The 13114-nt window shown below is 39.1% G+C and carries 12 protein-coding genes; 6 read left to right on the top strand and 6 right to left on the bottom strand.

Features of this window, described 5'->3' with window-relative positions; genetic code table 11:
• Positions 1-10: 10 nt before the first annotated feature.
• Entirely contained in the window at positions 11-640 is a 630-nt protein-coding gene (locus tag LNTAR_RS11645) for a 3-keto-disaccharide hydrolase (protein WP_007278911.1), read from the top strand.
• Between the two features lie 311 nt (positions 641-951).
• On the opposite strand, the gene LNTAR_RS11640 is transcribed toward LNTAR_RS11645, so the two are convergent.
• The 4 genes from LNTAR_RS11640 to LNTAR_RS11625 all read right to left on the bottom strand — a co-directional run bounded on the left by LNTAR_RS11640 (position 952) and on the right by LNTAR_RS11625 (position 4344).
• The gene (locus tag LNTAR_RS11640) at positions 952-2184 is read right to left on the bottom strand and encodes an anaerobic sulfatase maturase (protein ID WP_007278910.1); all 1233 of its coding nucleotides are present in this window, start codon (positions 2182-2184) and stop codon (positions 952-954) included.
• Positions 2185-2208: 24 nt separating this feature from the next.
• A complete protein-coding gene (locus LNTAR_RS25610) occupies positions 2209-2763 on the bottom strand; it encodes a histidine phosphatase family protein (protein ID WP_007278909.1) in 555 nt (184 codons plus the stop codon).
• A gap of 70 nt (positions 2764-2833) precedes the next feature.
• The gene (locus LNTAR_RS11630; RefSeq protein WP_007278908.1) at positions 2834-3364 is read right to left on the bottom strand and encodes an NADPH-dependent FMN reductase; all 531 of its coding nucleotides are present in this window, start codon (positions 3362-3364) and stop codon (positions 2834-2836) included.
• 131 nt (positions 3365-3495) lie between these two features.
• Entirely contained in the window at positions 3496-4344 is an 849-nt protein-coding gene (locus tag LNTAR_RS11625) for an AraC family transcriptional regulator (RefSeq protein ID WP_007278907.1), read from the bottom strand.
• A gap of 87 nt (positions 4345-4431) precedes the next feature.
• Between LNTAR_RS11625 and LNTAR_RS11620 the strand changes: the two genes are divergently transcribed.
• From LNTAR_RS11620 to LNTAR_RS11605, 5 genes are all read left to right on the top strand, one after another.
• The gene (locus tag LNTAR_RS11620; protein WP_007278906.1) at positions 4432-6570 is read left to right on the top strand and encodes an alpha-galactosidase; all 2139 of its coding nucleotides are present in this window, start codon (positions 4432-4434) and stop codon (positions 6568-6570) included.
• Between the two features lie 83 nt (positions 6571-6653).
• Positions 6654-8405, top strand: a complete 1752-nt coding sequence (locus LNTAR_RS11615; RefSeq protein WP_007278905.1) for an FAD-dependent oxidoreductase — start codon at positions 6654-6656, stop codon at positions 8403-8405.
• Positions 8406-8492: 87 nt separating this feature from the next.
• Positions 8493-9494, top strand: a complete 1002-nt coding sequence (locus LNTAR_RS11610; protein WP_007278904.1) for a GntR family transcriptional regulator — start codon at positions 8493-8495, stop codon at positions 9492-9494.
• A complete protein-coding gene (locus LNTAR_RS26630) occupies positions 9491-9583 on the top strand; it encodes a type IV pilin protein (protein WP_085955262.1) in 93 nt (30 codons plus the stop codon). The genes LNTAR_RS11610 and LNTAR_RS26630 overlap by 4 nt, the downstream gene beginning before the upstream one ends.
• Positions 9584-9675: 92 nt before the next feature.
• On the top strand, positions 9676-10467 hold the full coding sequence (locus LNTAR_RS11605) for a hypothetical protein (protein ID WP_040914780.1): 792 nt from the start codon (positions 9676-9678) through the stop codon (positions 10465-10467).
• A 107-nt stretch (positions 10468-10574) separates the two neighbouring features.
• On the opposite strand, the gene LNTAR_RS11600 is transcribed toward LNTAR_RS11605, so the two are convergent.
• Together LNTAR_RS11600 and LNTAR_RS11595 are read right to left on the bottom strand one after the other, a co-directional pair.
• Positions 10575-11942 (bottom strand): ATP-binding protein, encoded by a 1368-nt coding sequence (locus tag LNTAR_RS11600; protein ID WP_007278901.1) that lies wholly within the window; start codon positions 11940-11942, stop codon positions 10575-10577.
• 285 nt (positions 11943-12227) lie between these two features.
• Positions 12228-13088 (bottom strand): SMP-30/gluconolactonase/LRE family protein, encoded by an 861-nt coding sequence (locus tag LNTAR_RS11595; protein WP_007278900.1) that lies wholly within the window; start codon positions 13086-13088, stop codon positions 12228-12230.
• Between the last annotated feature and the right edge of the window lie 26 nt (positions 13089-13114).

Raw genomic sequence — 13114 nt, 5'->3', positions numbered from 1 at the left:
GAACTCCAATATGAAAAAACTTCTCAAAATACAATTTTTACTTGCACTGAGCTTTCTATCCTTATCATCTTTTGGCAAGAATGAAGCCATCAATTTATTAAGCGCTGACGAGCTTGAAATGAATAGCAAATGGGTATTAAAAGACGGCTTACTTTATCCATCGGAAAAACCAGGCTACATCGTCTGGACTAAAAAGAGTTTCTCAAATTTCGAGCTCACTGTCGAGTTTAAAACTTCTGAAGAATGCAATAGTGGAATATTTTTTAGAACGAATATAAACAATCCAGTACAGGAAGGTTTTGAAATACAGGTGGCATCACCAGGGCTCTACAATGGTAAGCACGTAGTAGGCTCGTTATACGACGCTAAAGAACCTTCTGAAATCGCTGTTAAACCCGATGGAGAATGGAATACTATGGTTTTGACCTGTAAAGGGCCAAAAATCAAGGTGGTACTCAATGGAGTCGAGGTTCAGAACCTAAATATCAACGATTGGAACACAGCAAATAAAAATCCAGATGGCACTAAAAATAAATTTAAAACAGCACTCAAGGATTTGCCTCATAATGGTCGCATCGGCGTTCAATATCACGGCCAACCCGTTTGGTACAGAAAGCTCTCTATTATAGAACTAAATTAATCAGCAGAAAATTTAACTTCTAAGATTTACAGACATAAGCCCGTGTATTGGAATTCATTATCCCAATCACTGGAAGGCCAAATCTCTTTGATGAGTTTTGAAACCTATTTTTCCAAAAAAAAAGCACTTACAGAAATGTAAGTGCTTTTTAGTAAATGGTCGGAACGACAGGATTTGAACCTGCGACACCATGTCCCCCAGACAATCATCTAAGCAAGGAACTGCTCCCTTTTTCGATAGTTTTGCAACCTTTTTTACCGTTTTTTCAACTGTTTGATTTTTAGTTATGTGTGCTGGTGATGATGGGTGTTTTAGGCATGGCAGGCTTTGGATTTCTTACCACTTCCGCAAGGACATGGATCGTTGCGTCCTATATCTTGTTTAGGCATGAATTGGTAGTATTCAGTGGCAGGGAGGCGCTTGCGCAAGGCCATTCCCATGGCTTTTAGATAAGGGCTGAGATGAGTGAAGAAATCAAAATACCCTTCACAGAGGTAATTGAGGTGTTTCTCTCCATTGGAAGTACTGGTAAAGCGGTGAGCTGGGCATCCACCATGGCATTGGGGACGAACAGGACATTTAAGGCACTTACTGGGCATTTTTTCATATTTATCGCGACCGAATTGCAGCTGTTGTGGGCTGTCTACAATTTCCTCGTAGGATTGTGTCATGATGTTACCTACTAGATCTTTGTCGTAGACAAAGTGATCACAACTGTAGACATTCCCGTTGTGTTCGATGGCTAAAGAACGGCCACACTCTGGTGAGTGAACACAGATGGAACCGGGCATTTTGAGCTCATTAGCTAAGGCACCATCGAAATGCTGAATAAAAATTTTCCCAATATCATTTTTGCGCCATTGTTCAAAAATACTGATCATAAAGTCCCCCCATTGCTTGGGTCGTACAGAGCGCTCATTGACCTTTGAGCCATGCGTAGGCTCAACAATGGGGATGAATTGCATAAATTGTGAGCCAATAGATTTGAGGAATTCATAAACTCTCTGAGGATGATCGCCGTTGTGGCTTTGGACCACGGTGAGAGTATTGTATTCAACCTTGTGTTGTTGGAGCAACAAAAGTCCTCTCATAACTTGATTGAAGGTACCGCGGCGAGCTTTGTCTTTGCGGTAGTGATCGTGCAGATCCTCGGGTCCATCAATACTGATACCCACAAGAAAATTATTCTCCCTTAAAAAGATACACCATTCATCATCTAATAATGTGCCATTGGTTTGCATGGCATTGGTGATATTTGCATGAGCTGGGGCGTATTTCTTTTGCAGTTCAACAATCTTTTTGAAGTAATCCAGTCCCATCAAGGTGGGTTCACCGCCCTGCCAGGCAAAGTTGATTTCTGCGCCATTGTTGACTTGGGAAGAGATGTAGGTTTTTATGTGCTGTTCGAGCACATCTGGAGGCATTTTAAAAGACTTTTCATTCTCAAAGAGTTCGACCTTGTCTAAGTAGAAACAGTAGTCACAATCCAGGTTGCAAATAGGTCCCGAAGGTTTGGCGAGAATATGAAAGGGTTTTGTTGGCATATAAGGACTCAATTACACTTTTTCTTAGATTGTAGTTCGGTTTACGTAGTGAATAAATTGATGCTCACCTAGCTCAATTAAAGTGTCTGAGCAATTACCGACTGGAAATCTTGTATAATTTGACGCACCTAAAAATAGATTTAAGGCTTCACGAATAAAGTGACCATGGGTGATACAAATAACTATTTTATCTGTGTTTTCATTAGCTATCATTGAAAGAAACTCTGAAACTCGACCCCGAAAACTACCTACAGACTCGGAAGCTTTAGGAAGATTTGATTCTTTGGAAAACTCGGGGGTAGAAATAGGAGCCAAAGCATTAAAGTTTAATTGGCCCTCGCATAAAAGAGGCCAATATTCAGGCGTAAACCGAGCTGACTCTATAAATGGGGCAAGTGTTTGTATAGCTCTTAAAAGGGGGCTACACCAAATTTTATCGAACTGAATTGTGGCAATATACTTTGCCAACAAGCTTGCTTGTTGGAAGCCCTCCTGATTCAAAGGCTCTTCAGTTTCACAAGACAAGAAGCCATTAGCATTAGCCCTAGTCTTAGCATGTCTAATTAAATGTAATTTCATTTATTAATTCCAATAAGCTAAAGTTCTAACTGAGTGAATTCTCGAGCGGAGTAGATGAATTTCTCTATAGTCATACCTGCTCGTTTCTTGCTATTTGAATAGCCGATAAATCATCAATAAGTAGATCAAATCTCTCCTTAATAATTTCATTTACCTGACCTTCAGACCAATCTTTATCCTCAGCATAGACAAACCTTGGTACAATGACACTTCTAAAATCTAACATAAGGTGATTCGCAAATCCCATGACAGACATATAGCTACTAGAGCCTCCTGCTGAGCATATAAAGCCAATAACTTTATCTGTAAAAGAATGACCAATCAATTCAATGATATTTTTGGCAACAGCATTGACATCATAGCAATATATGGGGACTGAAAAAACAATGTGAGATGCCGAAACCACCTCTTCATGTATTTTTTTTGTTTCTTCAGAATCCCAAGATCCTGAAGCTCCCGCAAATGGTAGATTGAATTCTCTCATATCAAATCTACAAACATCAACCTTTTTATTCGTCAATTTTTCTTCAAAAATTTGAGCCAACTCTTGAGACCGTGAATCCACATTTAAGCTGGTTCCGATAATAACAGCTTTTTTCATAATATTGTTACCTTAAGTCTCTACTCTTTATTTGTATGAAGATTAATTTGTGTATTTATGGTTATAATAAGTTATATCACTGTAAATTCAATCCTTGGTATGTATAATTCAAGGTCTTTTTTAATATTTTCTTAGCTTAAATCGGCTTTAGGTGAATGACCAAAATGTTTTTTAAAGACTTTGCAAAAGTAGCTGGGGTCGTGATAGCCGCATTCGTGGGCGAGTTGTTTGACGCTGAGGTTTTGCGTGAAAAGCAATTTTTGGGCGTATTCCATTTTTGTTTTGATGAGGTATTCATTGGGGCTTATGCCTATGGCCTTTGAAAAAACTCTAGAGAAATGATAGCGACTCAATTTGGCGACCGAGGCCATTTCATCGATGCTGATGGCTTGATTGAGGTGGTGGTTGATATGATTTAAAACATTTTGTATTGCTTGGGGGAGAGGCTTTTGTTTGTCGGCTAAGATCTCTTGATGGAGTTCCATAATAAATTGATAGCATAGTTGTGAGTGCTGGACTTGTGTTTGACTATCGCTTAAGTGAGGGTTTTGCGTGAGCTGCAAAAATAAACTTATCAGCTTGGAATTGATGGGTAGGCTACAAACAGGCGATGTTTTGGCAATTAAGTTTTTGTAGTGTTGAACTAAGTCTGTACCACAAAAACTTAGGTAAATGAATTCCCAGTGGGAGTCCATGGAATCAAAGAAGTATTCGTGATCATCCGGACTTGTGACTAACATGGCTTGATGAGGTTGAATAGTGTAAGTCGTATTATTGCTTCTTAACTTACCAGAGCCGGATAAAGTGTATTGCCAGATGGCAGTTTCCAACTTGCCACGTTTTAGACCGTGCCATCTGTAGTCGCTAGAAACGACTCTTTCTCGGCCGAAATTTAATAATTTATAAGGAAGCTCAAAATTTATATTTTTAAAGAATAAATTAGTATTTCCATATTTAATTTGATTAAATTTATTAAGCATGATTTTACCATAAATAGCATTTTTTTTATATTTAAACGATAAAAATCATTTGTAAAGTTAGGATGTAATAATAAAAGGAAATAAATTATGCCCATTAAAGAATTGTCACGTTTTAGTTCCCATGATACTGAATTTGTTTATTTTATAAACGAGGATCAGACTGTGGGCTTCAGTCTTTACCCCAGAGCTAAAAAGAATGAGCTCGTGGAACATCGCAAAAATATTAATGATTTGGCCACATGCGTTCCCATTATCAAAGTTTTTGGAGGTGATTGGCCAGCTTATAAAGTGCATGATTTAGTCCAGATTAAGTGTGTAGGGGAGGTTTCGCCGGGAGCCTTTAGTGCGGGTAGCAGCATGCGCAGTACGGAAAGTAATCTCCTTTTTCAAGATCAGCGAGTGGAAGGTAATAGGGTGATTACGATCTTGAAACACAAATATTTTGATTTAGAAGTGGAGCATAAGTTGGAGTTTAATCATGAAAATGATTATGTGCTTCTTTCATCTAAAGTGATTAATCGAGGTGAAACTGAAGTAAAATTAGAGAATGTAAGTTCATTTTGCCTAGATGGCCTTTCGCCTTTTCAGCAAGACGACGGGGAAGGAGCTTATTATTTCCATCGTTTTCTAAGCACTTGGTCAGCTGAAGGTAAACATGAAGTACGTTCTGCTGAGGATTGTAACTTTGAGAGGTCGTGGAGTGGTCACGGCGCTAGAACAATGCGTTATGGACAAGTGGGGTCCATGCCTGTTAAGGACTATTTTCCCTTTATTGGTCTAGAAGATCGTCAGCATCAAGTGATGTGGGGGGCACAATTAGCGCAACCCGGTTCTTGGCAAATGGAATTTTATCGTCGTGGTGACTTTGTTTCCTTGAGTGGTGGTCAAGGTGATCGTGAACACGCTCATTGGCTAAAGAACCTTAAGCCAAATGAGAGTTTTGCGACTCCACAAGCCATTGTGAGTACTTGTTGTGGTGGCATAGAGGATTTACAAAATCGCTTGGTGCAATACCAATTAAGAGAACTTGAATCGCTCCCTCAATCTGAGCAGGATCTTCCCATAGTGTTTAATGATTGGTGTACCACTTGGGGGCACCCATCCGAAGATAATATTTTAAAAATTGCTGATGCTTTAGCTGGCTCACATGTTAAGTATTTAGTGATGGATGATGGTTGGTTTAATGATGAGCCTGGCTGTCAGCAGGGCTTAGGTGACTGGAATGTGAGCAAGACTATTTATCCTAATGGCTTTAAAAACCTATGTTTGAAATTACAAGAAAAAGGTTTTATTCCTGGTATTTGGTTTGAATTAGAAAATTGTACCGAAGGTTCCGAGCTTTTCCATCGAGAAGAGCTTTTGCTTAAAGTTGATGGCTTTGTCTTGCAGCGAGGGACTCGCCGTTTTTTAGATTTTCGCAAACAAGAAGTGCACGATTATTTAGCCGAAAAAGTTATTAAGACCTTAAAAAATAATCACATTTCTTACATTAAAACAGATTATAACGATACCATTGGAATGGGTTGTGATGGCGCTGAATCCTTGGGCGAAGGTCTTCGTCAGCATTTAGCAGGGGTGCAGGCTTTTTATCGTCGCATGCGTGAAGAAATCCCCGATTTAGTGATTGAGGTCTGTAGTTCTGGTGGCCACCGTTTAGAACCTAGTTTTATGGATTTGGCGAGCATGGGCGGTTTTTCCGATTCTCATGAAGGAACAGATATTCCTATTATTGCGGCCAATACGGCCATGCAAATTGCCATGCGCAAGAATCAAATTTGGGCCGTTTTGCGAGAAGATGATAATGTGAGCCGAGTTTATTATTCAATGGCGGCAACTTTTATGGGGCGTATGTGTTTGAGTGGCGATTTATTTTTGCTGAATGTGCAACAAAAGCAGATTATGCAGGCGGGTCAAGAAATGTACCTACAGATAAAAAAGTCCATTCCTCAAGGATACATTCGCATTGTTCGCCATGGCGTGAGTAGTTACTTGCACCCGAAGGGATATCAAATCTTCGCGCGTTACGCAAAAGAGAGTGCTTATTTAGTGATACATAGCTTTGAAAATGCGCCAAGCTCTATTGAGTATGAGCTTGAAGGTAATTGGAAAATAGGGCAGGTGTTTAAGCAAGATCACATCAATTTGAGCTTAAAAGCTAAGGTCTTATCCCTTAGTGGAGTCGAAGATTATAAGGGCTTAGTTATAGAACTTATGCCGCAATTATAGATTTTATGACAATTTAGATTTGTATAGGTTATTTTGGGTTATATAGTTATTCTTATTAATGAGTATAATAAAAAGGTTTTGTTATGTATAATGTTGTTTTAAATGAAAATAATTTTCCTCGAGAGGTGAAACAAGCTGATTTTTGTGTTGTCGGTGGGGGCATGGCTGGCGTTTGTGCCTCTATTGCAGCAGCTCGTAGAGGCTTGAAAACAATTTTGATTCAAGATAGATCAGTATTGGGAGGTAATGCATCGTCAGAAATTCGCATGTGGATTTGCGGGGCGCGGGGCGCTGATAATAAAGAAGCGGGTATTCTTGAAGAGATTATGCTGCGTAATATTTATTATAATAGTGAAATGAAATACACCCTCTGGGATGATGTTTTATACGGCATTTGTCGCGAAGAAGAAAATTTAGAAGTCATTTATAGTTGTAGCGTTAATGAAGTTAAAACTGAAGGTTCGAAGATTCGATCAGTAGCCGCATGGCATCTGACTCGTCAATGCTGGGTAGAAGTACAAGCTGACTTCTTTGCCGATTGTTCTGGGGACTCTGTATTGCGTATAAGTGGAGCGGAAACTAGGCATGGCCGAGAAGCTCGTGGGGAATTTGATGAGTCACATGCCCCTGAGCAAGCTGATGATAAAACCATGGGTAGTTCTATCCTCATGCAATTGCGTGAAGTGCCTGGTCATAAAGAGCCTTTCGTGGCACCTCCCTGGGCGAGGAAGTTTAAAAGAGAAGAATTAGAGAGTAGGAATTTAACACCTAAGCACAACAACTTTTGGTGGTTGGAGTTTGGTGGATTAATGGATACTTTAGATGATGCAGATGACATTCGCGATGAAGCCATGTCCATTGCTTATGGTGTTTGGGGTATGATGAAAAATGATCCCTCGGGAATATGTGATAATTGGACCTTAGAATGGGTGGGATCCTTACCTGGAAAGCGCGAAAATATTCGTTACGTTGGAGATCATTTATTAACTCAAAATGATTTGGAAAAAGAAGGACGTTTTGATGATCGCGTCTGTCATGGTGGTTGGGAGATGGATGACCATCACCCCGATGCTATAGCCTACCGCGGATTTCCGACGATTTTCCATGAAACACCCCATTGTTACGGCATTCCTTATCGCTCACTTTATTCTAAAGATATCAGTAATTTATTCTTTGCTGGCCGCAATATTTCTGCCACTCACATGGCTATGAGTTCTACCAGAGTTATGGGGACAACTGCAGTGATGGGGCAGGCTGTTGGTGCAGCGGCTGCTTTAGCTTTTAAAGAGAAAACAGACTGTCGTGGTGTGTATGAGAATCACATAGCAGAATTGCAGCGCCAACTCATCGAAGATGACCAGTATATACCATGGAAAACACAAGCCTTATCAGCTTTAAAAATAGGGGGTGAATTGACTTCCAGTTGTGACAAGGCAGATCCATTATTGAACGAGCTGGAGCGTGATCTAGAGGGGCGTGATAATGGATTGTGGCTCAAGTCCGATGACAGTGTAACTTGGAGCTTTGCTAAAGTGCAAAGTGGGGGCGTCATTCGCTTGCTTGGCGATAGTGATTTTAGTCGTAAAAAGCGCATGCCATGTAGTGATACTTTGGAAGATGAAAAAGCGAAAATGCCAGGTCAATTGATCAAGTCATTTGAGCTTGATTTAAGTGACGAAAATGGTGCTGTTGTCGAAACGATTAAGCTAGAATTGAACTTTAAACGTTTGATCAAAATCCCATTAAATACAAGTTATTCTAAAATCACATTAAAGAATGTGGTTGGCTGGAGTGGTGAGGCACACATCTTTAGTTTCGATATTCTTTCAGTGTAAAAGCTTAAAAAGTAAGTTTAAAAGGCTTGCTTTTCTTTGTTTTTAGTTATACTCTTATATGAGTATATATAATAAAGGTGAATAAGTATGATAGTAAATCCAGATAGTCAGGTGGCAGCATGTTGTCGCGATATAGTGAGGTATATTGCTAGCAATGAATTGTCAGTAGGAGATAAATTGCCCAGTCAAGAAGAGTTGCGTAAAGTTCTCAACTACAGTCATAACTCTGTAACTCCCGCAATGAATCTCTTGGTTGAATCTGGTATGCTGGGGCGCAAGCGTGGTTTAGGGACCGTGGTACTTAACCTAAAATCCCAACCAAAAGGTTTGTGGCGCATTGGTTTAGCTTTCGGTTTAATGGATGTGAATCACAAGAGTCAGTATCAAAATGTTCTCACCAGTTACTTACAGGAACAGAGTCAAAAAAATCATTGTCATATTCGTTTTTATGTTTTGAACTATGATAAGAAAGATCAATTGCACGAATTAAGTCACTTTGGCATGTTGGAGAATGACTGCCAGGCAGGGCGTTTAGATGGTATTATTTCTTCGGCTTACTTTTCTCAAACAGCTATTGATCAGGCCATGGGTTATCACATTCCTATTTGTAAATTAGGTAAACATGAAAATTATCAGCTAAAAATTGAATATTCAGAAGAGAGTTTTCATGCACTTGCCCAAAATATGTTAAATGAGGGTGATAAAATTTTGTATCTGGGATCTTTGGACGAAAAAGCTCATCATCATTACTTAACAAACTATCAAGAATTTGTTCATCTATCTACAAATACGCCGGTAGATAGCTTGTTAGAATTGATCAAAAATAAGGGCTTTGATAACATTATAGTTCGCAATGATGTGGTAGCTCTAGAGCTTAGTTCTTTAATGAGCCAGCACGGTTTAACAAATCCCTTGATAATTCAAAGTAACAAACAGGTGCCACTTTATTATTCGACTCCCGTACGAAAAATTGAGCTAGATATTGAGCATTTGGCGCAACAAGCTTTGGAAATGACAATTCACGCTATTTCATCACAGGATTATAAAAAATCAGAGACTCACCTCAAATTTAAAGCGGAGAATTTATGATGAAAAAATTCACTCTCATTGAAGTCTTGGTAGTGGTTGCCATTATCGGTATTTTAGCGTCCTTGATCTTGCCGAGTTTGAAGGACTAGGGCACGAAGCATGGAAAGTTCATACAATAGGCGAGGGCGAGCGTAAACACTGTGTACTGTATTTAGATATGCCTTTATTAAAGGACCTAAAATTGACTCTAAAGGCTCCCAAAGCCTGTCGCTTAGATGATATTGATCAAGCCATGGAGTCTTATCAAGCAGGTGATGAAATGACCTTGCGTTTCAGTGGTCGCAAGCCATGGATTCGCTTTTGGGGGCTCGATGCGCAAGACCTGCAGCCTAATGAAGAAATTGTGGACCTTTTAAAAGAAAATTATATTGCGCCAAGTGATTATGATAAAAAACTTCGCGAACCCTTGGCGGAGATACAAGCGGAACAAGATCAATGGGTCAAAGAACAAATCCCTAGTGATGAACAAATCGTTTATTACATGGATTGTTTTGGCGATGCGACTACGGAAGAAAAAAGCCGTGCTTATCATTTTGATCGCACTGTCATTGCACATGCGCAAGGTCTTGAGGCAAAAGAGTATGCCGATGGCGGTGTTGCTTTCGGCCCCGGTCAATCCTATTGGTGCCACCCCCGTGGTTTGTATATCGAGATAGAAAATTTACAAGGCTATATAGACTCTGGGAAAAACTTTAAAGTTTATTTGATGTGTCATTCACCCGAAAACTTAGATTGGGAATATGAACTCACCGTCAAAAGTGGCTTTAAAGAACTGAGTCAATTCACTCAGCTTTGGACTATCCCTAAAGTGCGTAATCAGCAAGCGATCAACAGCTTCGAAGTTGACTTAAAAGAGCTGGAAATTGATGCACTGAGAATCGGTCTACGATCCAATCAAACCGCGGTGCTCAACGATTGGTTCCAGAACAAGGGCTTTATTGCCTGCCTACAAGCTTTGTGGATCACCGAGTAATTGTGCTCTCTATCTTTATAGGTTTAAAGATAGAGAATCTGCGATTTTATTTCGTAAGCTATTTTATTAAATTTTAAGTTTTATTCAAATGCGATGAATTGGGGTTATCAATTTATAAATTTTTGCACAAATTCAGCCATATAAACAGGTAGTGAGATTAAGTCATAACTTACTTCCGCTGAGCCTATACCAAATTTGAAGCTAGTTTTTACTTGCTGTGTACTCGGTGGGTTAAGGTCAAATCTAAGAGCTTTAGAGGACTTTTTTTCATACATGAAAAGATGTAATGATTTCATTGTTCCAGATTTACCAGCTTTGACCTCTACAGGATAAATATCTCCATTTATTACTTTTATAAAGTCAATTTCTGCATTGTTTGCTTTGGCTTCTCTGACCCAATAATTTAATTCAGGAATTTGGTTGGCTTTTTCAGTAGCAAGAAACTGCTGAGCTATAAATTGTTCAGCTAGTTGACCCTTGTTGATAAAGTCTATACTCTTTAAATCTTCTAAACTAATATGTTGAATACCACATATTTTATTGACTAAGCCTACGTCAAGGAAATATAGCTTCTGTACTTTGGTATTTATTTCTGAGCGTAGAGGCAGGCCATTAGAATTGCAGTGATAAGCTTTTGATATGATTCCAGCTTTATCGAGTAAATCAATAATTGGCTTTATGTCGCGAGCTTGGCTATGGGGATCAATGTGTGAGTATTTTACTTTTTGCCCTAAATTGGCAGGTATATATTTAAACAAATATTGTAAACGATTTAATTGATTACCTTTACCATATTTAGCAAAATCATCTATATATGTTTCGATTATCGAAGCTTGTATATCAAAAATACTCTCACTGTCTTCACCTTCACTACTGGCTAGGACAGCTTCAGGCATGCCGCCTATTAACAAATAATCTCGAAAATGTTCTATCAATCTTTGGTGTGCTGATAGAGGGATAGAATGTGTAGTAAGATTTGTAATGAGTTCATACAGATCAGAAATGTTATGAGCTAAAAGAAATTCTGAAAATGACATAGGTTGTAAATACATATACTCAACTCTTCCCACTGGCATAGAATAACTGTGATCTGCCAATGTGAATTCTAATAAGGAACCCGCACATACAATAGCTAAATTAGGGTAATCCTCATACAAATAACGCAATAGAGGTATAGCACTTGGAGTGGCTTGTATCTCATCCAAAAATAAGAGACTATTTTCAGTTTTAATACTCCCTTTACCGATAGCAAAAGAGAGTTCTTTCAAAACTTCTTTTGTATTTGATTCTTTGAAAATAAATTCTAAGTTTTTGTGCCTTTCTAAATTTATCTCGAATAGGTCAATAGCCTGTGATTTAGCGAAGTTTCTTACTAGTGTGGATTTGCCAACTTGTCTAGCCCCCCTAATGACAAGTGGTTTTCGGCGATTTTTAGAGTACCACTTTTGTAAATGAGTTTCTTTACTTCTATACATTATGATTCCAGATTTTATATATCTTTACCCTTCACTCTAAAGATAATGATATATCTTTTTTCTTCAAATTTCTATGAAAACATATATCTTTTTTATTCAAATTTCTATGAAAACATATATCTTTTTTCTTCAAATATCTGTAGAAACATATATCTTTTTTCTTCAGATTTATATGAAAACATATATCTTTTTTCTTCAAATTTAGTATTGGGTAGATGTATTTTCTATTTGAAATAGAAATCTGTAGGAAGGGGGGAAGTGTCTGTAGAACTTGTTCGTGTTGATTTACCCAGCGAAGCAGTAGGTGGGGGCAGCTTTGGCGTCGACTTTTACTGAGAAAAGTTTACCTGCATTGACTTCGTCTTCCATTTCTACTGCAGCAGTGGTGATGAAGAGGGTGTCGCCAGCTTTACCGCCTAGAGCACAGGCGCTAACTTGGCTAGCTCCTGGTATGTGAACTTGGGCTAATTCTTCACCATCGGCAGAGATGCGGCGCACCATGGATTCTCCCCAAAAAGCTACCCATAGGCAACCTTCTTGATCCAGGCACATACCATCGGGGAAGCCACCTTCTGGACCCACGTCAAAGAGGATGTGCTTATTGCTTATGGAGCCAGTGGCTTGATCGTAATCAAAGCGGTGAATTTGTTTAGTTGGAGAATCGATGTAGTACATTTTATCACCATTCCAGCAAATGCCATTGGAAATGGTGATCTTGTCCAATTTTTCACTGAGTTCACCAGTGGCTTCTAAGCAATAAAGCTTGGCGGTTTCGGGTTTGGTTTCATAGCCAATAGTTCCCGCCCAAAAACGACCAGCAGGATCGCATTTACCATCGTTAAAACGAACTTGAGGATTGTTTTGCTCAGGTAAATTGATGGGGGAGAGCTCTTTTGTTTCTTCATTAAAGGAATAAAAACCATCAGGCGTGGTGATCACCAGTCCACCATTCGCTCTCTTAACAACAGTTGAGACATGGGGAATTTCTGCAAGAACTTGATTCTGTTCCGTCTCGGGATCATAGCATTGTAACTTATTGCCGAGAATATCTACCCATAAAAGGGCTTGCTTGTCGTGATCCCAGAGGGGGCCTTCGCCTAGTTGAGCTTTTTGCTCTAAACAAATTTGTGCCTGATAGTTTTTCATCTTTTTCCTTTTGTGTGAAAGCCCCA

This window comes from Lentisphaera araneosa HTCC2155 (genome assembly GCF_000170755.1).
GTDB classification, from domain to species: domain Bacteria; phylum Verrucomicrobiota; class Lentisphaeria; order Lentisphaerales; family Lentisphaeraceae; genus Lentisphaera; species Lentisphaera araneosa.
This window is presented reverse-complemented; position numbering and strand designations above follow the sequence as displayed.